This window comes from Sphingobacterium allocomposti, assembly GCF_008124885.1.
Classification (GTDB): Bacteria; Bacteroidota; Bacteroidia; order Sphingobacteriales; family Sphingobacteriaceae; genus Sphingobacterium; species Sphingobacterium allocomposti.
Genome location: NZ_VNHX01000012.1, coordinates 49,604 through 71,007 on the forward strand (window position 1 = coordinate 49,604; position 21,404 = coordinate 71,007).

The window sequence follows — 21,404 nt, forward strand, 5'->3', positions numbered from 1 at the left end:
TTTTTGTCTTCTATATAAGACAATGATGACGACCACCAATAAAATTGCTCCGAGTATGATGGCAGCTGTGGGTGAAGTTTCCTGTCCAGCCGATGCAATATGTCTTGGAGTTGCCTGCGCGGCAAACGATAAATAACTTAGTAGAATTAAAATCCCCGCTTTTCTCATAACTTAACGTACTTAATTTATAATTGAGTAATATAACAATTTCACTGCCAACTTTCAAGACAACAAGTGCCTGTGGGGCTTATTTTTTAGTTAAAAAGTGTTAAATTTAACAAATATCTACTTACAGGTTGTTTTCTGCCGTTAAACACTCGACGGACCGGGTCTTGCAGCTTCAGCCCCTAAAAACCGCTATTCGTTTTTAAGCAAGCTGTAAATCAGTTCTCTTGCCTCTCGAAGGACGCGATCCGCTTTTGCCGGCGGCAGCTGCAGATGTTCGAGAAACGCCGGCATATCCAACAGATCCCGCACCAAAATACACTCATGTTTCAACAGTACCGCTTTCTCCGTCTTATCCAGCGTCGTCAGACAGGTCACGGGATAAAGCCCCGTATCGTCGACCCGCAGCTTGAGACACGTCTCAGCGGGATAGTCCCATGCAAGCAGGTTTAACTTGTAAAATTCGCCGAAACGTTTTGAGTCCGAAGTGAAGTACGCATTGGTTACCAGCCACCCGTCGGTGAAGTGACGCTGCCCATTAAAAAAAGAAAAAGGCAGTCCGCAAACGTCCTTTACCCTGGACATAAAGTACATCGGTGTCGTTACCGAAATCTTAGCGTCAACGTCGTTTCGGAATTTACATTCAATCGCAAGCATCTCCCCGGCTTTTGCCGCCACAACATCAATTTCGTGGGTGACGGCATGCCCCTGTACCGTCTGGCCCGTAGACGTCTCATAGCCTTCGTCGGCAAAAAGTTTAGCGATCCACCGCTCGAAGTAGAACCCTTCCGGCCCCAGTTCCCGGAGTGCCTTCTTCAACGAATATCGTGCAGCGTAGGAATCCCGATGCTGTCGCAAGCAGGCGAATGCCAGTTCATAAAGCTCCCGTGTAGAGATACCATCGTAAAGACGGTCTTGAATGTTATCATATACAAGCTCAACCTCTTCGGCCGTGGCCCCGGACCTGGCCAACGAGTGGCGCAGGCTATTTCCGTTAAAGGGCACAAGCTCTCCAGAATATTTCTTTACGCGCATAGGTTAGTGTTTACGTACAAAAAATAGCCTTTTTTCGGTGAATATGCAAAACATTTTGTGCGAGGCGTTGTTTTTTATTAAAACGAAGGTCATGAGCATATTTGAACTAGCAACAAATAAGATAAAAGAAAAGATCGATGAAGCGTGTGAACACGGGGAGATCTCAAACTCGGAACGTCTGTTGTCGGTTATTGCCGGCGGGCTGATTGTCGGCTTTAGTGCCAAGCGCATCATAAAACACCCCGTAGCTTCATTTTCCGGATTAACTCTTGGGGGCGCGCTTGTTGTGCGCGGCATCACAGGCAAGTGTCCTGTGAAAGGGGCGGTTGAAGGACAAAAAGAGGAGGTCACGGTAATAGAACATCACTACGTGGTCGAATAACGATTAAAGCAGAAATCTAGGTTTGTTATTAATATTGAAGCTGAGCTGTTTCCGACGGTTCAGCTTTCTTTTTGGCCGGAAAAATTACTAGTTTTGACGCTATAGAACGATTGAGCAATGAAAAAACTGGTAGTATTTACGGGAGCGGGAATGTCAGCCGAAAGCGGACTGGGAACATTTCGGGGAGCAGGAGGGCTCTGGGAAGGGTACAAGATAGAGGAAGTGGCTACTCCCCAGGCGTGGAGGACAAATCCGCGACTGGTGCTGGAGTTTTACAATATACGTCGTAAGCAGTGCATCGCCGCGCAGCCCAACGCTGCCCACTATTTCTTAAAAGAGCTCGAGACGAGCTATGACGTCCGTATTATCACGCAGAATATCGACGACCTGCACGAGCGCGCCGGCAGCAGAAATGTCCTCCACCTCCATGGCGAAATCAGGAAAGCCCAATCTTCTTTAAATCCACGCTTCGTCTATGGCATGCGCTCGGACGAGATTAATATTGGCGACACCTGCGAGCTCGGGTCGCAGCTACGGCCCCATGTGGTCTGGTTCGGCGAAGCCGTTCCCAACCTCGAAAAGGCAATCGCAATAACAAAGGAAGCGGATATTTTTGTTGTAATAGGAACGTCATTACAGGTTTATCCTGCCGCCAGTCTGCTTCACGAAGTGAACGACGATTGCAAGGTATATGTAATTGACCCTCATGCAGACCAACTCTCGGTCCCGGAAGGTATCGTCAAGATTGCAGAAAGTGCAACCACGGGCATACACAAGCTACATGAACTATTGGCCAAATAAAATTCGGATGAAAAACATATTTAATTGGCTATCAACGGGTTGAAACAGTTACATTAACAATGGATTCTTCAGTGGGCAACCGAGGCTACCTAAGCAGGTTGCAGCGCGCAAAATTAAATTTGGCAATTAAAAATAAAAAACTATAACACACTTATAAACAAATAGATACAACCTCTACATAAACTTGCTACTCATATCTATTGTAAGCATCCAAGAATGATTTTCGCATACTATTAAAGATTTCAAGCACCTGATCAATAAACGCCTCATCCAATAGTTCGAACACGCCGTTTACGCCATCGAGCACATCGGTCTCGGCGAGCTTAAAAGTCTGTTCAAGTATACCCTGTTCGAACTTGATGATAAATTTTTGGTTCATAGCAAAGATCGAAATCTTACATTCGGGGTGGGGTAGTTCAGCTACAATACGCATATAACAACTAGCTATAGTAAATAAAAAGGCCTTGCATGTTGCAAAGCCTTCGAATTTACAGTAAAATATTGGTTAAACCAACCCTTGAGATACCATAGCGGATGCAACCTTTATAAAGCCGCCTATGTTTGCGCCTTTTAGGTAGTTGATATAACCATCGGCTTCTTTTCCGTATTTGAGACAGGTCTTATGGATGTTTTCCATAATTGCTTTTAGACGGCTGTCCACCTTGTCGGTGTTCCATTGTTGACCAATCCAGTTTTGCGACATCTCGAGGCCAGATACCGCCACACCTCCAGCATTGGCTGCCTTACCGGGAGCAAAATAAATTTTGGAGTTATGGAACACCTTAATTGCTTCGGCCGTTGATGGCATGTTAGCACCTTCAGCGACGCAGATGCAGCCGTTTTCAACAAGCCGTTGCGCATCGCTTTCATCGAGTTCGTTCTGCGTCGCGCAGGGGAGTGCTATATCACATTCGAAATGCCATGGCTTTCGATCCGTATAAAAAGCAGCAGCGTGGTACTTCTCTGTATATTTTGCCAGATCCCGGCCTAAACTCTTCACGAACGACAACTTTTCTGGCGAAAAACCCTCCGGATCATGCAATGTACCCGAGCTATTGGAGAGCGTTATTACCTTGCCACCCAGGCGCATTGTTTTTTCCGCTGCGTAGTACGCGACATTCCCAGCCCCCGAAATGGCAACAGCCTTCCCGGCAATGTTCATGTCCGCGTTTTCGAGAATACACTGCACAAAATATAGCAGTCCGTAACCCGTCGCCTCCGGCCGGATGTAGGAACCTCCCCAGTATTTTCCTTTACCGGTGAGTACTCCCGTAAAGTTGTTCTGTATGCGTTTATATTGGCCAAAGAGAAACCCGACTTCACGCTCACCGACACCGATATCGCCGGCAGGAACATCGGTTTCCGCGCCGATATGCCGGTATAATTCCGTCATAAAGCTTTGACAGAAACGCATAATCTCCATATCCGATTTACCCTTCGGATCAAAATCAGAACCGCCTTTTCCGCCACCCAACGGAATCCCGGTCAAACTGTTCTTAAAGACCTGTTCGAACGCAAGAAACTTCAGAATACTCAGATTGACCGTGGGAGAGAAACGCAATCCGCCTTTGTACGGCCCAATGGCGCTATTCATCTGTACGCGGTAGCCGCGGTTTATCTGCACCTCGTTGTTGTCGTCCAGCCACGTCACCCGGAAAGAAACAACCCGTTCCGGCTCCGCGATGCGTTCTAAAACCCGCAGCGCGTTCCAATCCGGATGCTTTTCGTTTATATAAGGAATCAGGTCTTCAGCAACCTCGGTTACCGCTTGCAGAAACTCCGGCTCGTTAGGATTTCGTTTTTCCACATACTTGATAAAATCTTTAAAGTTCAGCGACATTTGATAAAAATTTTGGTTTAGACATAGACTTATATTGCGAATGTATTAATTTCTACTGGATATTCTAGCATCGCAACACTTCATTATCAGTTTTTGTTACACTGACGTATGACGGCACGTTGGGCCTGAAACCGCGGAATCGCGCTAGCAAATCTGTCGTTCAAAGTATCTTATAATTTATATTATGTTAAATAAGGTATTTTTGATATGCCCTATTACAAAATAAAAAGACGGTTCCTGAAAAGGAAACGTCTTTTTATTTTGTACCAACCGATCGGTTTTTTAAGCTACATTTTCAATCATTAACGCGCCGACGGTCAGATTGGTGCGGGGATCAATCAGAATCGCTCTGGAATTCTCCGCAAAATCCTGTTGCAGATCAAATACAACTTCTGTAGCCGCTTTAATTTCTACTTTTCCTATATCGTTTAGCTGCAGCTCATCAGTGGCTATCTTTTGTTGGGTGTTGACATCGAATTTATAAAGTACCTCCGTGATTTTAACTTTAGTGATGGCACTGTGATTCTGCAGCAGATAGATCTGCGACGTGTCTAACGATTTATTATCGAACCAGCAGATATTTGCTTCGAAGTTGCGCGCAGACAATGCTGGATTCTCGGCGGAAACCAGTATATCGCCGCGCGAGATATCGATATCGTCAGCTAAATGTACAATAACGGACTGGCCGCTATGTGCTTCCTCAAGTGCTGTCTCAGCGAATTCTACTGCCTTAATCGCGCTACGCACACCGCTGGGCAATACCACCACGGGAGCCCCAACCTTTAACCCCTCTCCGATCACACGGCCTGCATAGCCGCGGTAGTCGTGCAGATCATCGGTTTGTGGCCTTACGACCCATTGTACCGGAAATCTCCACGGCTGCTGGCCGTTTTCTTCAATCTCAACGGTTTCAAGGTAGTCGAGCAGCGAGTATCCCTCATACCAGCTCATATGGATAGATTTGTGTACGATATTGTCTCCTTTTAATGCTGACACCGGTATAAAATCGACATCCTCCAGTCCCAGTTTTTCTGCCAGTGCCTGATAATCCGTCTTAATATTCTCGAATACAGCCTGCTCATAGTCAACCATGTCCATTTTATTGACGCAGACCAACACTTTTTTCAGGGAGAGCAGCTTTGCTAGAAAAGAGTGCCGTTTGGTCTGTTCTATTACCCCCTTCCGTGCATCGATTAAGATGATAATAAGCTCGGAGTTGGAAGCGCCCGTTACCATATTCCTGGTATACTGAATATGTCCCGGCGCGTCTGCAATGATGAATTTCCGATTTTCCGTCTGAAAATATTTATACGCCACGTCGATCGTTATCCCCTGCTCCCGCTCGGCTTTAAGTCCATCCGTTAAAATGGCCAGATCAACCGTCCCATCATTATTTTTTCTGTTTGCTTTCTTTATCGCCTCTAACTGATCATCCAGAATTGAGTCGGTATCGTATAATAGACGACCTATTAAGGTGCTTTTACCGTCGTCTACGGATCCTGCTGTTATAAATTTCAATATATTCATGCTATCGCATATTTGTGGTAACTGCCTACTCCTATTTTAAAAATACCCTTGTTTTTTCCGCTCTTCCATCGCTGCCTCCGACACCTTGTCGTCCATCCTGGCCCCACGTTCACTTACCGTGGAAGCTTTGATTTCAGCGATGATATCGTCAAGTTCCGTAGCCTCAGAATCTACAGCAGCTGTACACGTCATATCACCTACTGTTCTGAATCTTACAGACTTATATTCAACAATATCCTCGCCGTCAATATTTAGAAAAGGCGCCGTGGCCATCCATTGGCCATTTCTCAAAACAACCTCCCTGTGGTGACTGAAATATATGGATGGTAGCGCTATCCGTTCACGCTTTATATAATTCCATACATCGAGTTCCGTCCAATTGGATATGGGAAAAACACGTACATTTTCACCTTTATGTATTTTTCCGTTAAATATGTTCCAGAGCTCGGGACGCTGACGTTTAGGATCCCATTGTCCGAATTCATCGCGCACGGAGAAAATCCGTTCCTTCGCACGGGCCTTTTCTTCGTCCCGCCTCGCTCCTCCTATACACGCATCAAACCCGTACTTTTCTATCGTATCCAACAGCGTCACGGTTTGTAACGCATTACGGCTCGCATTCTTTCCCTTCTGTTCAACCGCTTTTCCCTGGTCAATGCTTTCCTGTACCAGACCGACGATCAGCCGTTCTCCGATTTGCTCGACTAACCAGTCCCTAAATTCAATTGTCTCTGGAAAGTTATGCCCTGTATCAATATGCACCAGCGGAAAGGGGAACTTACCAGGTCGAAATGCTTTTTTTGCGAGGTGGACCAACGTTATGGAATCTTTCCCTCCTGAAAACAACAAGGCTGGGTTTTCAAATTGGCCGGCTACCTCTCTTAGAATGTATATTGCCTCAGCTTCTAAATGATCTAAATAATCCATTCTCTATTTATTTCGTTGTAACATGTAAACCACACTCTTTTTTGCTTTTATCTTCCCACCACCAGCGCCCCGCTCTAAAGTCCTCGCCCGGATGGATGGCGCGCGTGCACGGCTGGCAGCCGATACTCGGAAAGCCTTTGTCGTGTAATGGATTATACGGTACTCCCCGGCTCTTTAGAAAGTCTTCAACATCTGCCAACGTCCAATGGTACAAGGGATGTACTTTTATGATGCCGTTGGCCTCGTCCCATTCCACCATATCCATCCCCTCCCGATTAGGCGATTGTTCTGCCCGTATACCGGTAATCCATACCTTGAATCCTTTAATCGCCCGTTTCAGCGGCTCAATTTTCCGGATATAACAACATTCCTTCCGGTCATCGACTGAGTTATAGAAACTTGATGGACCTTTTCGGGATACCATCTCTTCTACCGCGTGGGTATCGGGATAATACGCTTTGATGACGAGCTTATATTTTTCCAGTGTCCTATTCCATACATAATATGTTTCGGGGAACAGCCTGCCCGTCTCGAGCGTAAAAATGGATGCTTCGCTCCCGCTTTCGGCTATAAAATGCGTAATAACCTGGTCTTCAATACCAAAAGAGGTCGAAAACACTGCGTCCCTACCAAATTTTAACTGCACATAACGGATAATATCGATGGCGTCTAAGTGCTGTATATCTTGTTTAATTTGGGCTATCATACCGTTTCGTCTCTAAAATCGTTTTTGTATGCTTATTAAGTGCCTGTATCTTTTCCTTCATATCGCCTTTCATTTCATCACGAAGCTGGCTCATCAGATCCAACGTCTCATCGATTTCATCGGGCAGCAGCTCATGGAGAAACTCCTTGAGCCGCTTGGCGATTGTCGGGGACTTTCCATTGGTTGAGATCCCTATCTTGAGATTACCTTTGCGCACAACGGAACCTAGATAAAAATCGCATAGGTCGGGCTTATCCGCCACATTCAATAACACGTTATTTTTCGTCGCCAGTTTCCGGATGTGCGCGTTTAATGTGGGATTGTTCGTAGCCAAAACAATAAGATCTATTCCCTCTATGTCGGTGTCGGCAAATGCCCGTTCCGAGGTACGGATAGTGTCTTTGCCGCGCACGAATGCGCGTACCTCTTCGTCAATACGTTCGGCAACAAGATGAATGTTGGCGTTCGGCGAATTTGTGAGCATAGCCTGCAGCTTCTCCAGACCTACAGGACCAGCACCGACCAATAGCGTCTGTATCTGTGCCAGCTTTACATATATGGGAAACAGCTCATTCATTTTAAACCATTATAGCCTGTATGCTTTTCTTTACTTTTTCAAAGTCCTGATGCTTCGCAACCACCTCGCCTAGTACGATGACGGCAGGCACACCGATCAGGTTCTTTTCCGCTTCATCCAAAATAGTGTCGACGCGGGCTAGTGCTATCCGTTCTGTCGGTAGGGATCCGTTCTGGATAAGGGCAATAGGTAGTTCACCTTTACCGTAGCTTTTGTACAGATCGACAATCTGCGCCAGTTTAGCATATCCCATCAATACGACCACGGTGGCATTGGTCTGTACGGCCTGCTTCAGATCGTCGGACAGCCGTCCATCGGCCGTCGCCCCCGTAATTACCCAGAAGCTTTCGCTGATACCGCGGTACGTCAGCGGAAGCTGCTGCAGTCCTGTGAGGCCTATTGACGATGAGATCCCCGGAACGACAGCGGTGGGGATACCAAACTGCCTTACATAATCCAGCTCTTCGCCCCCTCTTCCGAATACAAATGGATCGCCTCCTTTCAGCCGGACTACATGTCCGTGCGTCAGCGCGTAGTCTACCAATAACTTATTGATGTAGTCCTGCGATGTGGAAATCCGCTCTGCCCGTTTGCCGACATATATTTTCGTGCAAGCGGGCTTGGCGTACGTTAAAATTTCTTCGTTTACCAAAGCATCGTACAGGATAACGTCAGCCTCCCGTACAGCCCTGATTCCTTTCATTGTAATCAATTCCGGATCTCCAGGTCCGGCGCCGACTAATGTAATAAACGGTTTGATCTGCATATTCTCTTCTCACTTTTCGGCTAATTTACCACCCGTAAATCCGCTCTTCGATTAGCACCCTCATAATGGAAGGCAGCTGATTGTTTTAAATATACCTCTGCAAACTCTTCAGAAGGCTCGTATTTGTTTATCTGTAAAACGCGTTCCGCAAACGTTGTCGGAAAATCGAAAATACCGGTCTGCACGTAATGTGTATCAAATTCGCTGATCACTGCCGCCTGCGAGCTTGCGTTTATGCCTTTGTCCAGCAGGAGCGCTTTCGCGGTGCCCACGAACGAGCTGTATGCATGATAAATAGCATCTGCATACTGCTTTTCCTGAAAAGCTTCGTTGGCAAGATCTATTTTTTCTTCGGCTTCAAACAGCAACGTAGCGACAAGGTCGATGACAACACCGGCGCATTCACCTACACCGATAGCTGTAGCGAAGGTCTCCTCGTGCCCCCAGTCAATATATTCGTCTGCAGACAAAGTTGTTAAATCAGCTAAAGGTTTCAACAGACGATAAAAGTAATCTTTCGTCTGCCGATCGTAATAAGCGTGGAAATTTTCGTCGGCGGCACTATTTTGTTTATAGTCTGTCAGGATGATATCGACGACCTGTGTCACGCGCTTCGTTGGAACTTTAATAACACGTTCGGCTACGCGTCCCCGCCCATTGCCCACAGTTCCGCCTGCGAGCATCACCTGCGCGGCCGGAACAACCTTACCACCGGCTTTCACCGAGCTTCCATGAAAGCCGATGTGTGCCAGTCCATGTTGGCCACAGGAGTTCATACAACCTGAAATCTTAATTTTCAGATCCCGTTCGTGAATAAAATCCTGATAGAACTCATGAATATATTTTTCCAATACACGGGCCATCTCCGTCGAATTCGAGATACCAAGGTTACAGGTGTCGGTTCCGGGACAGGTCGTTACGTCGGCGGTACTGTTGTGCCCCGGACTTGCAAAGCCAAGTTCGGTCAGCAGGTTGAAGATATGTGGAAGCGACTCGCTCCGCACATACTTAAACAACAGATTCTGATCCTGCGTAATCCGTATATCATCTGCGACATGGTCGCGGATTCCTGCAACGAGCTGCCGGGCTTTCGACGTGGCTATGTCTCCCGTTAAAACTTTCACGTATACGCCGTAGTACCCCCGCTGTTTCTGTTCAAAGACGTTTGTCGCCTTCCACAGTTCGTAGGCAAACGGGTCAGCAGGTTCTACTGGCTCTACCGTTCCAGTGGGAAGCACAGGCTCGGGAACATTTTGCCGATCCACTGTAAACGTCTTGATTCTCGTTGCCGTCCGCTCCTCATCGATGAGCCGGAGCACCTCATCCAATCCCAGTTTTTGAACCAGATATTTAAAGCGCGCTTTATTACGGTTATTGCGTTCGCCATAACGGTCGAAAACCCGGAGTGTAGCTTCAATGTAAGGGAGCACTTCATTTTCAGGCAGGAAATCATAAACTTCATGCGCCAAGATAGGCTGCGAACCAAGTCCGCCGCCCAACATCACTTTAAAACCTCTCTCCTCCTGTCCGTTTACCACGCGTATTTTTGGAATAAAACCAAAGTCGTGTATGTACGAGAACGCCGTATCTTTATCGCTGGACGAATAGGATATCTTAAACTTTCTCCCCATTTCGGCACAAAAAGGACTGCGTAGCAGATATTGAAAAGTGCTCTGAGCGTATGGAGAGACATCAAACGGCTCTTCGGGATCAATGCCGGCAGCCGGTGACGCCGTGACATTCCGGACGGTATTTCCGCACGCTTCCCGCAAGGTCATGTCGTCTGCCGCTAGCTTCGCCCATAACTCCGGCGTCTTGTCAAGGCTGACATAGTGAATCTGTATATCCTGACGGGTCGTCAGGTGAAGATTTTTACTCGCATATTCATCGGATATGTCCGCTATTTTAAGAAGCTGCCTGAAGGTCACGCGTCCAAACGGAAGTTTAATACGAACCATCTGTACGCCGGGTTGACGCTGGCCGTATACGCCTCTGGCTAAACGCAATGATCTGAATTTCTCTTCAGGTATCTCACCGCCCTGAAAAGCCCTTATCTTCTTTTCCAGTTCGATTATTTCTCTTTCCACTACTGGATTTTCCAATTCTGTACGAAAACTCTGCATGACGCTCTCTTCTCTTTTAAGACTTTATCAAATATCTATAATATCTACTATATTCTTTTCAACAACTCGACAACAAAGTTATAAAATATTTATCTACTAACCATACAATATCTACCAATTTAGTATATATTTGTAAAATATTTTAATAGATAAAATTACAGAACGATCTTGTGAGGAAACGTAAACTTATAGCTAATAGCCTGTTACTTTTACTGTTAGGAACGGCATGCGCGCCGAAGGTAAAGGAAGGCTACGACGAAGTCCGTGGTTATACCGGTAATATTTCTATTTCCGGCGCTTTCGCTTTATATCCGATTGTCGTTTTGTGGAGCGAAGATTTTAAGAAGATACATCCCAACGTACGTTTTAACATCTCTGCCGGAGGTGCTGGCAAGGGCATATCGGACGTGCTTTCAAATATGGTCGATATCGGGCTGGTATCGAGGGATCTACACCCGCAGGAACTGCAACGGGGGGCCTTCCCGATCCATGTTGCTAAAGACGCGGTCGTGGGCACCATAAACCGTAACCATCCGAACTTTGACATCCTTAGAACCCGGGGGCTTACTCAAAAGGAGCTTGTCGGAATTTTTGTTGAAGGGAGATACAGGTTGTGGAGTGACATCGATCCACAGCTCGTCCGGCAACCGATCGAAGTTTATGTCCGGTCAGACGCTGCCGGCGCTGCGGAGACCTGGGCAAAATTCCTGGGCGAACGCCAGGAGGGATTGAAAGGTGTTGGTATATTCGGCGACCCGGGACTCGCCCAGGCAGTCAAAGAAAAGCCGTTGGCGATCGGCTTTAACAACATCAATTATGTCTTCGATTTAAAAACGAAGCGGACCACAGACCGGATAGCCGTGCTACCGATAGACGTCAACAACAACGGACGGGTGGACAGCGAAGAGGATTTTTATGATAACCTGGATTCGCTGGTTTCCGCTGTGGCAACAGACCGCTATCCCTCGCCCCCGGCACGGGATCTAACGTTTATTCTCCGCTCAGATAAACAGACAAAACTTCTCCAGGCGTTTGTCCGTTTTGTATTGGACAAAGAGCAACAGGGATACTTGCTGGAAAATGGATACGTGCCTCTGAATGAAGAATTGAAAACACAAGAGTTAAATAAGTTGTAGCATGAACTGGAGATTAATAAAGGATAAATTAGTCGAAAGAAGCTTTTCATTATTACTGTTTAGTTCCCTTATTGTTATTGCACTTATATTAACGGGACTAATCGTGAAGTCAGTCCCTTTAGTTCAGGCTGAACACCTGGGCAAGATACTCACGGAAAGCGTATGGTCTCCATTAAAAGGCAGTTTTGGATTCCTCCCCTTCATCATGGGAACAATCTGGGTGACGTTGATATCGCTCATCATAGCCGTTCCGCTATGTGTACTTGCTTCGGTTTATCTGGTGGAATACGCCGGTGACGCACTACGTAGCATGGTGTTACCGCTTGTTAATGTTCTGGCGGCGATCCCTCCTGTCTTGTACGGCGTGTGGGGCGTATTATTTGTCGTGCCTTTGCTTGGGCAGTTCGTAGGGCCGCTGTTCGGCGTGGAAACCACGGGCTATACAGTGTTTGCCGGAGGAGTTGTGCTTGCCGTCATGATTTTTCCAATTATGATCAGCATTATGGTAGAGGTACTCCAAACCATTCCACAAGAGCTGAAGAATGCCTCGCTGTCTCTCGGTGCCACGAAGTGGGAAACGGTTACCAAAGTCATTTTAATCAAAGCAAAGCCGGGGCTTTTGGCGGCTGTGGTGCTGGGTATCTCCCGCGCCTTTGGCGAGACAGTGGCTGTTCTGATGGTTTGTGGTAATATCCCGCAAATTCCGAAATCTTTTTTCGATGCCGGGTATCCGCTACCGGCACTAATCGCCAACAATTTTGGTGAGATGATGTCGATTCCGCTGTATGACTCAGCACTTATGTTTGCAGCCTTATTATTGTTCGTCATCATATTTGGTTTTAACCTATTGTCCCGCATAATTCTAAATAAACTGGAGGCAAAAGCATCATGAGTAATGTAAAGAAAAGGCTTTTCAAGGAGAAAGTGGCCAAAGTATGCATGCAGCTGGCCGGCATCACTATTACGGGATCCCTATTTTTTATTGTCGGCACCATTCTTTATAAAGGTGCTCCCTATCTGACATGGGAAATGATCAGTGAAACGCCGAAAGGAGGATTCTACATAGGCAAAGACGGCGGAATTCTAAATGCGATATTAGGTTCGCTGTATCTGGCGACGGTGTCGACGGCACTGGCCACAGCTATCGGCGTACCCATATCAATTTACCTGAATGTCTATGTAAAGGCCGGTTCCTTTTTAGAGCGATTCAGTAAGCTGCTGTTCGACGTGCTCTTCGGCATACCCTCTATAGTATACGGAGCCATAGCTTTTAGTCTTATGGTATGGATGGGGATACGGGCGTCACTGCTCGGCGGTATCATCACCATTACGTTGCTAACCATACCCATTGTTGTGCGTACGATCGATGAGCTCCTAAAAACTGTCCCGGTTGATCTAAAGAATATCACTTTTTCGCTCGGCGCGACACAGTGGGAAACGGCGAAAATGTTCTTACGGTACATCAAACCGGGAATTTTCACGGCGATCCTGCTCGCTTTCGGAAGAGCTATCGGAGACGTAGCGGGTGTACTGCTCACAACGGGGTTTAGTGATAACCTGCCTAAATATATCGACGAGCCGTCTGCTACGCTACCTCTTGCCATCTTCTTTCAGCTAAGCAGCCCTATTCCTGAAGTCCAGGGGCGGGCGTATGCTTCGGCATTAATCTTAACTTTTATCATCTTAATAATCGTAATATGCACGCATCTACTAGCATCCAGACAGCAGAAACACAAGATTTGATCAACTTGTCAACGCCACATATACAGATTAAAGATCTCAATGTTACCATAGAAGGAAAACGTATCCTCAAGGACATCAATCTTTCTATACCGAACAATTCGATAACATCCATCATCGGCCCTTCGGGCTGCGGGAAGACCACACTTTTAAAAACGTTGAACCGTTTAGTAGACGATACCAAGGGCGTCGAGATTACGGGATCCGTATTGGTTAATGGCGAAGATATATACGCGAAGGATGCAGAAGTAACCCATATCCGAAAAAAAATGGGATTGCTTTCCCAGAAGCCTTTTCCCCTGCCCATGTCTATATTCGATAATATTGCGTACGGGCCACGTATCCATGGGGAACGCAACAAGGAGGTACTTAAACAGATCGTAGAAAGGCAGCTGCGGAACGTGGGACTGTGGGAAGAAGTGAAAGACCGGCTGGAAAGCTCAGCGAGCCGTCTATCCATCGGCCAGCAACAGCGGCTGTGCCTAGCCCGCGGCCTGGCGGTACAACCAGAAATCATACTTGGTGATGAATCGACATCGGCTTTAGATCCGATTTCTACCCAAACCATTGAAAATCTACTGGTCGAACTGAAAAAAGACTATACCATCGTGCTTGTTACACATATTCTACGGCAGGCCAGACGTGTGTCAGACCATATCATCTTCGTCTATGCCGGCGAGGTCGTTGAATTCGGACGGACAGAAGATGTTCTGTTGAATCCACAGAACGAGATCACAAAGCAGTATGTGAAAGGCTTTATCAGTTAAGCGGGCCTCCCAGACTTGTAGGAAACAAGACGTCACCCCCTGTTTCCGGTCGCTATCGGTTTGTCATTTCTCGACCACTCGCTCCAAGATCCGACGTAAAGTGCCGGAATATCAAACCCGGCATAATCGAGTGCGAGCAAGGTGTGACACGCACTTACGCCTGAACCACAATGTACCGCAATTGCCGAAGACTGTTTCTGATCAAAAAAAGGTCCGTAAAGCTTACGCAGTTCATCCGGAGATTTAAACAACCCGTCTTCCTGTAAATTATTTGCCAATGGAATGTTAACCGCTGTTGGAATATGACCGGCGACAAGATCTATCGGTTCACGCTGTCCGGCGTACCTGGCTTCCTCCCGGACATCAATAATCAGGGTTTCTTCCGGCCTTTTCGTATATGATGTTACGTCCTCGATATCTACCGTTGGTAGCTGCCAGACGTCAAATGAATATCCCGAACCTTTATGTTCTCCTTCGATTCCCGCCGCCATGGGTAGGCCCTTAGCTTTTGCAGTGCCGAATCCACCATCCAATACCTGCACCGCGCAGTGCCCTGCGGCGCGCATCATCCACCAGAACCGGGCCGCAGCGTTCGTCCCACTGGCGCGGTCATAGACAACCACACGCCGCTCTTCTGTAAGACCGATTCCCGACAGCAGGCCTGAGAAGCGCGCCGGCTCCGGCAATGGGTGTCTGCCCCCCTTTGCTGGATCGCCTATTTTCGATAAATCATGCTCCAGATCGACATATACCGCCCCACTTATGTGTTCACGTTGATACGCGGCCCGCCCTGCAGGGCCGGAAGTAGCGTCAACTAATAGTATATTCCCGGTTTGGAGGGCCTCCAGAAGTTCGTCTGCTGATATAATAGGCTGCATAACAAGCTGTGTTTTCCTAAATATAGTTATTAATCGGTTTATTCCCAAGCATGGGCTGTATATTTGAAATTACCGCAGAAAATTTGCATCAAAAAGGTTGTGATGCTGCCGGAAACAAAAAAAGAGGGCAACCTAAACTGCCCTCTTTTTATTATAGAATAAACAATACTTATACAGTTTCCTGATTTAATGATTGTTTATAGATCGCCTTCTTAATTTGGGTACGACGGGTTACAGACTTCTTCTCGTATGCTTGACGTGAACGTAGCTCGCGTAATACACCAGTCTTTTCAAATTTCTTTTTGAAACGTTTCAACGCTCTATCTAGAGATTCTCCTTCTTTTACATTTACGATAATCATGTGCTTTTATATACCTCCTTTCGTGCCCTTTTATTTTTTGTGTTTGCAAACATACAAAAAAAACACGTGTAATCAAAATATTATATAAAAAAGGTAAAGATATTTTTCAGTAGCACTTTACGTACCTGTGTAGCCGAGTGTTTGTATGCGGGCTCTCGGCGCAGTCTTCCACGGCACGCCCATATTACAGCTGTCACAACGGACTATCGTGCACCTTTCCGCCCCGCCCCACCAGCAGAAACCTTGGGAACAAAAAAAAGCCGTCTTCCCTTGCGAAAAAAACGACTTTCGATCTGTGCGCCCACCTGGGCTCGAACCAGGGACCAAAAGATTATGAGTCTGATGGTCATATATCTTGGAAATGGGTGAAAAACGCCATTTCTGTTTTACAAAGGCAATATATGAACAAATTTTGAAATCGCAAAATTTTCTTCCGTTACGTATTTGTTACGGTTTTAGAGCAAAACGTTTTTACAATTTTCTTCTTGAAATTCTACTCGGAAAATATCCCCAAAATCATAAACTTTATTGTTGATGGCAGAAAAATACTCCGTGGACATCAATTTCGCATATTACTGATCCCCAGTTTGCCTAGTACGTCTTGAATGAGGTATGATATGTATATAAAATCGTCCTTTGACAGACCTAACACGTATTTATTAAATTCTCCCTTAAAATTATCGTCTACTCGGTAAAGTGTTAACAACAATTCTTCTTGGGTAAAACCATTCGCTAAGAGACTACTTTCACTAATTTGATTACATTCTAACATAAGCAAATCAGTATCAATCACATATGATGACAAGGTTCTTCGGACAAGCCATCCTCTTTGCTTTGCTTCTCCATATATCGAAAAAGGGAAAAGGTCTTCAACAGTTATTGGAAAAGATATTCCCTTCGATTTCAATGCTTTTAAAGCGACTGAATATTTGATACAATTCTTTAAAATGCTGAATGTCTTACTTTCTGCCGAATCGAGTGGAATATGAGTTCTGATTTTTTCAATGGCTAGGTTCCCCGCAGCATCATCGTCAAAAATACCAACAGCCTTCAAATATTTATCAGTACCTGATTTTCGCACCAAACTCTTTCCCCAGATGAACAGCTGCCGCTCTACCCATGATGCCCCACCTCCATAAGTGATGCATTCTAAATTTATATGCTCTAAATAATCTGCAAAATAAAATCCAAAAGTAACGTTAATGATATTTTTATCTGTAGGCCCCTCTAAAAAAATAGTTTCTTTTTTCTCAAATACGACACGGTATTTAATTAAGCTAATATGATGTATAAGATCTCTAATGTTTTCACGCCATTCATTCGATTCTGAACTATAATGCCAAACTTTCCAAACTCCCTGATAAGTTTTTGTCAAATTATCAAATTGAGTTAGCCCAACAATATACAAAGGTAGATTTGCACCTGTTCTCTTTTTATACAAACTCTTCAACAGAACCAATCCTCCGTTATCATTTGGAACCTCATTTTCCCGAAGGGGCATTTGAAAATCAGTAATTAATAAATGAAACTCTCTCTTTTGAAGGTTTTCAATCGCCTCTTGAACACTTGACGCCTGTGTAATGTCCAAAGTTTCTGAGAAAACTTCCCTAATTTGTTTAATTATAGACGTAATTTTCGCAAAATCATCGTCGACTATGAGTATCGAAATTAGATTCATTTTACTCTCCCATCAACTTAGATAACTCCTCCATCCAACTGTCATCTTCGGAACTAAAAAGTACCGCACCAATATAAAAATCACTAAATTCCTTTTTAAATAATGTATCAACTTTTCCAAACGTAATATTGCCGTCCTGAGTAGGGAAAACATCAAACATCGTAAACAATATAGTTGGAGTGTACAATTTCCTACGTTTCATTTCCCTTAATACTTTTTCTCCTCCAAATTGCTCGTAGTTTCCGCCTAAATCATTGTTTCCTTTCTCCCATAAAGGGATTGTCATATCTAAAATAAGAAAATCATAAATTTTATGATTATTTTTCAACTCAGACACTCCAGCTTGAAAGGATTCCTTAACAACTATATCGTGTTGCCCTTGAAATTCTAATAATCGTTTAATTTTTTCTTTATCATCTTCAATTATCAATAATCGACGCATCTGAAATAGCTTTTTTAAATGGGAAAAATAATGTTATGCTAAACTTACCGTTTTCAAAGGAAAAATCAAAAAGATCTGTTTTTGCGAGAGCTTCATATAACAGAATTCTTTTTATTTTATCAAAACCACTTTCACCTTCTTTATTCGATCTCTCTATATTATCATGATTATTCCAATTTTGTTTAACTTTCTCTAGCTTTTCTATATTCAATGCATAATTAACCTTCGAATTCACATTATTAGAAAATGTAATTTGCATATATTTATCATCGTCTGATTTTTTTGCAATTACATCTAAAACAATATCCCGTGGATGTAAATTACTATGGGCAATAACGTTGTTTAATAAAATATTGAAAACAAATATTAAGCTACTGTAACCTCCAAAATCTTCCTCTAACTGTACATTCGGCACTAAATTAAACAAGGGATTAATCCTATTGGTAAGATGGAAGCTTGCATCTAACAGGGTGTGTATACTTAAAATAGAAGAAGAATTTGTCGTATTGAGATAAAACCACTCGGAAAGGTAGTCCAACTCTTGATTTATGTCCGTACTAGACTTCGTGAGATTTGCTATAAGCTGGCATTCATTCGGTAATTCAAGTTTTCTTAAATCAGTTATAGTGGACTCGATAAGAGTTTGAAAATAATTTGAGATTTCGTTAGAAAATCTAGTATTGATATCATTTTGTAGGTGGATTAGTGTATAGTTAACTAAGTTAGTTAAAATGATTTCAATTGCTTTATCCACTGAAATTAAAAATGGTTTATGTTCGCTATAAAATCTAAAAAGAAGTTCGTCATTTGTGAAATATGCGAATAATCCTTCTTTTTTTTCAGGTTGTTTTTCAGTCTGAATTTGAATTAAACTATCTCTAATATAAATCGTGTAGTCGTCAATTTGCTTCGAAAATAACTTTAGTCGCTCCTGTACCAAATTGTTTATTTCAGGGTTATGCGATAGTTGTCTATGCCATACTGGGTTATTAATGTATGTATCCTTGGATTTTGAACTTACTAAGTCAAGTTTTTCAAATACACTACGAATATGGTTTTTAAGTGCTCCATGTCTGATCCTAGTACTTAAACAACTATCTAATCCATATTCTTTACTAAATAGAAAATTATCTCTCGATTCTAAATAGATATTTTTGAAAGCCAAATAATCTGCGCTATTATAAAGATCAATAGTCTCATTTTTTTCGACCAATGCTTTATCCCAATTTTTAGTATTAAAAGGGTTAAACCCTATTAAAGTTTGATTAGTCGAAGACAATTCTATTTCTTTATATCTTTTAAAGTCATCTTGAAATTTGTTTATTTGTAAGTCCTTTAGGCTATTAACGTCAATATACAGTCTTCCCTCATCGACTTCCTTTAGAACTTTGCGGACACTACTTGCACGATAAATTTCGTCTCGTTCTTTTTCATATAATTGTTTATTTATCGGGTTAGCAACTGTCAGTTGTTCAAGAATATGAATTCGGTCTTCTTCCACCTCCGAAATTGAAACATAATCTGTATTATATTTAAGTGTATCGATAGTGGCAACCTTTTCAAGAAAATGTATGGTCTTTAGATTACCGAACTTTTCAATCATTAGATTTATATCTAAATCTCTTAAATCGTCTACTCCGAAATTCAATATAAAATCATCATAAACTTCAAACAAATCATATTCTTTGACTACAAGAGAAAATAATATTGACAATTCTATTAAACTAGTAAAATCACTTTTATCGGATAATCTTTTGATCTCATCAAATAATGACAGGTAGTCTATCTTTCTATAAATTAAATTATTGTCAAAATATATAGAAGAAAACAAAGTTAGGGCTTCTTTTAATCGTCCAAGGTGTAGATATGAAAAGTATATTAGGCTATTTTTCTTCTCCAAATAATAGTTTGGGATAACATTTTCTATTCGTCCTAGAATTTCGATTGTCCTTTCAAAATTTCCAATTTTAAATTGCTGGGTAGCACATGCAAATATTGTCTGTATTTCAGATTTCGAGTTAAAGTCAGTGTGTTCGTTTGTTCCAAATTCTATACCGTTATAAAATTTAAATGATTCTTGACTGGCAAACTTTAAAAGATTAGACTCAACATTTTGATGGAAGTTTAGGAATTTGATGTTCTTAGGAGTAATAAACGACGTAGATAATATGCCAGTGTAATAATTCCAATCCAATTGACCTTCTATTTCCGAAAGTAAAGCAAATATTTGCTTTCCTATATTAAAATTCATCAACTGAAGGGATATTTTCAACAACCTTTTTACGCAACTTTCCTCATCTTTTCGAAAATTAAATAGCTTAAAGGTATCGACAAGAATGCTGTTTGCTAATCCACTAAGGTTAAGGGGAATAAAGTCTAACCCCAAATTAATCAGAGACTTACAGTATACTTGATACAGTTCATATTCCAAAGGGTCTGATAGAAGTAGACCTCTTGATGTTTCCAGGGATTTTTCGAAATCCCCCATATAGTAGGAATTTATGCATGTAATATATTCAGAATTAGCGGAAGGATTGTCTGAATCATCTTTATGATTCACAATATTAAATATAGCCGTCAATCTTGGATCGTTGGGGACTAAACATTTTGCATTTTTAATAAAGCTCAAAAATAATTTGTCATACTCTGCATTTCGAGAGATGTTGTAAATTATTGAATCTAACAAAATTAAATATTGATCGATTACTGAAAAGATATTGGATACATATAAAACACTACTTAGATCTTTGAATTCGTATTCATAATTAGCATAACTAAAATTCTTAAAAACAAAATAGTCTTTAACAAAACCACTAGCTTGGATATTGTCAATATCATTTTGGAACTGTTTTAGAAAACTTTCATATGATAGGTTAGACTCGGCTCTCTTACTACTTGAACTAATGTTAAATTCATAAATTGAATTCTTAATTATGTTTAAATACTTTGAGAGTGCATTCCAATTTGCTTCGGATCCATCATAAAGATCTGTTAATAATATTCGACAGTCTATACTCCATAACGAGACACCGAATAGGCTTTCAATGTAAAGAATCTTAGATTTTGCATTTTCTAAATCTCCAGTAATTAATATTTTCTCAAATTCATTTTTTAATTGAAAAAACGAGTTTATTTCAGAAAAATAATTTTCAACAATGTAAGCTAGCCATCTAAATTCTTTTTTAAAATCACCTGTGAACTGAAATGGCTCTTTTATTTGAATATCCTCAATACTTTTAAAAAAAGGTAGTTTAAAAAGATACTTAGCGATAGACGGATGAGATAGGGAGTTCTTGTAATCACCTGATTCAACACGGAGTTTAATATTATTAATTTTTTGTGGTAGTGATAGATTCCTGTTACTCAATACCGACCTTACAATTTTCTTATAATCCATTTGATTAATGCTGGGTAATTGAGTACCAAAATAGTAAAAAGCATACAGAAAGCCAATTCTGAATGATGTTACTGAGTTCGTTTTCGATAACCTATATATTTATGATTAATCACATTTTCTCGAAACCATATAATACGACAAAAACCCCTGACCCAA

20 protein-coding genes are annotated in these 21,404 nt (G+C 42.8%); 6 read left to right on the plus strand and 14 right to left on the minus strand.

Annotation, left to right across the window (positions count from 1 at the left end; genetic code table 11):
- Window positions 1-357: 357 nt before the first annotated feature.
- On the minus strand, window positions 358-1,200 hold the full coding sequence (locus tag BC792_RS10060; RefSeq protein ID WP_148908877.1) for an ATP cone domain-containing protein: 843 nt from the start codon (window positions 1,198-1,200) through the stop codon (window positions 358-360).
- Window positions 1,201-1,291: 91 nt separating this feature from the next.
- Between BC792_RS10060 and BC792_RS10065 the strand changes: the two genes are divergently transcribed.
- Both BC792_RS10065 and BC792_RS10070 read left to right on the plus strand, forming a co-directional pair.
- Window positions 1,292-1,582 (plus strand): YgaP family membrane protein, encoded by a 291-nt coding sequence (locus tag BC792_RS10065; RefSeq protein ID WP_246154972.1) that lies wholly within the window; start codon window positions 1,292-1,294, stop codon window positions 1,580-1,582.
- A gap of 117 nt (window positions 1,583-1,699) precedes the next feature.
- Window positions 1,700-2,383: an SIR2 family NAD-dependent protein deacylase gene (locus BC792_RS10070; protein ID WP_148908879.1), complete on the plus strand. Its 684-nt coding sequence runs from the start codon at window positions 1,700-1,702 to the stop codon at window positions 2,381-2,383.
- 187 nt (window positions 2,384-2,570) lie between these two features.
- On the opposite strand, the gene BC792_RS10075 is transcribed toward BC792_RS10070, so the two are convergent.
- The 8 genes from BC792_RS10075 to BC792_RS10110 form a co-directional block, all read right to left on the minus strand.
- Entirely contained in the window at window positions 2,571-2,762 is a 192-nt protein-coding gene (locus tag BC792_RS10075) for a hypothetical protein (RefSeq protein WP_317131712.1), read from the minus strand.
- A gap of 126 nt (window positions 2,763-2,888) precedes the next feature.
- A complete protein-coding gene (gene gdhA / locus BC792_RS10080) occupies window positions 2,889-4,223 on the minus strand; it encodes an NADP-specific glutamate dehydrogenase (protein WP_148908881.1) in 1,335 nt (444 codons plus the stop codon).
- A gap of 282 nt (window positions 4,224-4,505) precedes the next feature.
- Window positions 4,506-5,750: a sulfate adenylyltransferase subunit 1 gene (locus BC792_RS10085; RefSeq protein WP_148908882.1), complete on the minus strand. Its 1,245-nt coding sequence runs from the start codon at window positions 5,748-5,750 to the stop codon at window positions 4,506-4,508.
- Window positions 5,751-5,786: 36 nt separating this feature from the next.
- Window positions 5,787-6,677: a sulfate adenylyltransferase subunit CysD gene (gene cysD / locus BC792_RS10090; RefSeq protein WP_148908883.1), complete on the minus strand. Its 891-nt coding sequence runs from the start codon at window positions 6,675-6,677 to the stop codon at window positions 5,787-5,789.
- A 7-nt stretch (window positions 6,678-6,684) separates the two neighbouring features.
- Window positions 6,685-7,383, minus strand: coding sequence for a phosphoadenylyl-sulfate reductase (locus tag BC792_RS10095; RefSeq protein ID WP_148908884.1), 699 nt, complete (start codon window positions 7,381-7,383; stop codon window positions 6,685-6,687).
- Entirely contained in the window at window positions 7,367-7,960 is a 594-nt protein-coding gene (locus tag BC792_RS10100) for a precorrin-2 dehydrogenase/sirohydrochlorin ferrochelatase family protein (protein ID WP_148908885.1), read from the minus strand. Before BC792_RS10100 ends, BC792_RS10095 begins: the two co-directional genes overlap by 17 nt.
- A 1-nt stretch (window position 7,961) precedes the next feature.
- The gene (cobA, locus tag BC792_RS10105) at window positions 7,962-8,726 is read right to left on the minus strand and encodes a uroporphyrinogen-III C-methyltransferase (protein ID WP_148908886.1); all 765 of its coding nucleotides are present in this window, start codon (window positions 8,724-8,726) and stop codon (window positions 7,962-7,964) included.
- 20 nt (window positions 8,727-8,746) lie between these two features.
- Window positions 8,747-10,849, minus strand: coding sequence for a HEPN domain-containing protein (locus tag BC792_RS10110; RefSeq protein ID WP_148908887.1), 2,103 nt, complete (start codon window positions 10,847-10,849; stop codon window positions 8,747-8,749).
- 170 nt (window positions 10,850-11,019) lie between these two features.
- Here BC792_RS10110 and BC792_RS10115 point away from each other — a divergent pair, with 170 nt between their 5' ends.
- From BC792_RS10115 to BC792_RS10130, 4 genes are read left to right on the plus strand one after another with little or no spacing between them, the layout of a single operon-like run.
- On the plus strand, window positions 11,020-11,985 hold the full coding sequence (locus BC792_RS10115) for a PstS family phosphate ABC transporter substrate-binding protein (protein WP_148908888.1): 966 nt from the start codon (window positions 11,020-11,022) through the stop codon (window positions 11,983-11,985).
- Between the two features lies 1 nt (window position 11,986).
- A complete protein-coding gene (gene pstC / locus BC792_RS10120; protein WP_148908889.1) occupies window positions 11,987-12,877 on the plus strand; it encodes a phosphate ABC transporter permease subunit PstC in 891 nt (296 codons plus the stop codon).
- Window positions 12,874-13,728 (plus strand): PstA family ABC transporter permease, encoded by an 855-nt coding sequence (locus BC792_RS10125; protein ID WP_148908890.1) that lies wholly within the window; start codon window positions 12,874-12,876, stop codon window positions 13,726-13,728. Before pstC ends, BC792_RS10125 begins: the two co-directional genes overlap by 4 nt.
- Window positions 13,683-14,492 (plus strand): phosphate ABC transporter ATP-binding protein, encoded by an 810-nt coding sequence (locus BC792_RS10130; RefSeq protein WP_148908891.1) that lies wholly within the window; start codon window positions 13,683-13,685, stop codon window positions 14,490-14,492. Before BC792_RS10125 ends, BC792_RS10130 begins: the two co-directional genes overlap by 46 nt.
- Before the next feature lie 32 nt (window positions 14,493-14,524).
- Here the strand turns inward: BC792_RS10130 and BC792_RS10135 are convergent, their stop codons facing one another.
- The 5 genes from BC792_RS10135 to BC792_RS10155 form a co-directional block, all read right to left on the minus strand.
- Window positions 14,525-15,370 carry a sulfurtransferase gene (locus tag BC792_RS10135; RefSeq protein WP_148908892.1) on the minus strand — a complete coding sequence of 282 codons (846 nt, stop codon included), beginning with the start codon at window positions 15,368-15,370 and terminating at the stop codon, window positions 14,525-14,527.
- 169 nt (window positions 15,371-15,539) lie between these two features.
- On the minus strand, window positions 15,540-15,731 hold the full coding sequence (gene rpsU / locus BC792_RS10140) for a 30S ribosomal protein S21 (protein WP_148908893.1): 192 nt from the start codon (window positions 15,729-15,731) through the stop codon (window positions 15,540-15,542).
- A 559-nt stretch (window positions 15,732-16,290) separates the two neighbouring features.
- The gene (locus BC792_RS10145) at window positions 16,291-17,409 is read right to left on the minus strand and encodes a response regulator (protein WP_148908894.1); all 1,119 of its coding nucleotides are present in this window, start codon (window positions 17,407-17,409) and stop codon (window positions 16,291-16,293) included.
- 1 nt (window position 17,410) lies between these two features.
- Window positions 17,411-17,851: a response regulator transcription factor gene (locus BC792_RS10150; RefSeq protein WP_148908895.1), complete on the minus strand. Its 441-nt coding sequence runs from the start codon at window positions 17,849-17,851 to the stop codon at window positions 17,411-17,413.
- Entirely contained in the window at window positions 17,829-21,248 is a 3,420-nt protein-coding gene (locus BC792_RS10155) for a hypothetical protein (protein WP_148908896.1), read from the minus strand. Before BC792_RS10155 ends, BC792_RS10150 begins: the two co-directional genes overlap by 23 nt.
- Window positions 21,249-21,404 lie beyond the last annotated feature (156 nt).

Excerpts from the sequence above, each read along its gene's own strand:
- BC792_RS10060 (WP_148908877.1), bottom strand. The coding sequence starts at position 1,200 with ATGCGCGTAAAGAAATATTCTGGAGAGCTTGTGCCCTTTAACGGAAAT.
- BC792_RS10065 (WP_246154972.1), top strand. The coding sequence starts at position 1,292 with ATGAGCATATTTGAACTAGCAACAAATAAGATAAAAGAAAAGATCGAT.
- BC792_RS10070 (WP_148908879.1), top strand. The coding sequence starts at position 1,700 with ATGAAAAAACTGGTAGTATTTACGGGAGCGGGAATGTCAGCCGAAAGC.
- BC792_RS10075 (WP_317131712.1), bottom strand. The coding sequence starts at position 2,762 with ATGAACCAAAAATTTATCATCAAGTTCGAACAGGGTATACTTGAACAG.
- gdhA (WP_148908881.1), bottom strand. The coding sequence starts at position 4,223 with ATGTCGCTGAACTTTAAAGATTTTATCAAGTATGTGGAAAAACGAAAT.
- BC792_RS10085 (WP_148908882.1), bottom strand. The coding sequence starts at position 5,750 with ATGAATATATTGAAATTTATAACAGCAGGATCCGTAGACGACGGTAAA.
- cysD (WP_148908883.1), bottom strand. The coding sequence starts at position 6,677 with ATGGATTATTTAGATCATTTAGAAGCTGAGGCAATATACATTCTAAGA.
- BC792_RS10095 (WP_148908884.1), bottom strand. The coding sequence starts at position 7,383 with ATGATAGCCCAAATTAAACAAGATATACAGCACTTAGACGCCATCGAT.
- BC792_RS10100 (WP_148908885.1), bottom strand. The coding sequence starts at position 7,960 with ATGAATGAGCTGTTTCCCATATATGTAAAGCTGGCACAGATACAGACG.
- cobA (WP_148908886.1), bottom strand. The coding sequence starts at position 8,726 with ATGCAGATCAAACCGTTTATTACATTAGTCGGCGCCGGACCTGGAGAT.
- BC792_RS10110 (WP_148908887.1), bottom strand. The coding sequence starts at position 10,849 with ATGCAGAGTTTTCGTACAGAATTGGAAAATCCAGTAGTGGAAAGAGAA.
- pstC (WP_148908889.1), top strand. The coding sequence starts at position 11,987 with ATGAACTGGAGATTAATAAAGGATAAATTAGTCGAAAGAAGCTTTTCA.
- BC792_RS10125 (WP_148908890.1), top strand. The coding sequence starts at position 12,874 with ATGAGTAATGTAAAGAAAAGGCTTTTCAAGGAGAAAGTGGCCAAAGTA.
- BC792_RS10130 (WP_148908891.1), top strand. The coding sequence starts at position 13,683 with ATGCACGCATCTACTAGCATCCAGACAGCAGAAACACAAGATTTGATC.
- BC792_RS10135 (WP_148908892.1), bottom strand. The coding sequence starts at position 15,370 with ATGCAGCCTATTATATCAGCAGACGAACTTCTGGAGGCCCTCCAAACC.
- rpsU (WP_148908893.1), bottom strand. The coding sequence starts at position 15,731 with ATGATTATCGTAAATGTAAAAGAAGGAGAATCTCTAGATAGAGCGTTG.
- BC792_RS10145 (WP_148908894.1), bottom strand. The coding sequence starts at position 17,409 with ATGAATCTAATTTCGATACTCATAGTCGACGATGATTTTGCGAAAATT.
- BC792_RS10150 (WP_148908895.1), bottom strand. The coding sequence starts at position 17,851 with ATGCGTCGATTATTGATAATTGAAGATGATAAAGAAAAAATTAAACGA.
- BC792_RS10155 (WP_148908896.1), bottom strand. The coding sequence starts at position 21,248 with ATGGATTATAAGAAAATTGTAAGGTCGGTATTGAGTAACAGGAATCTA.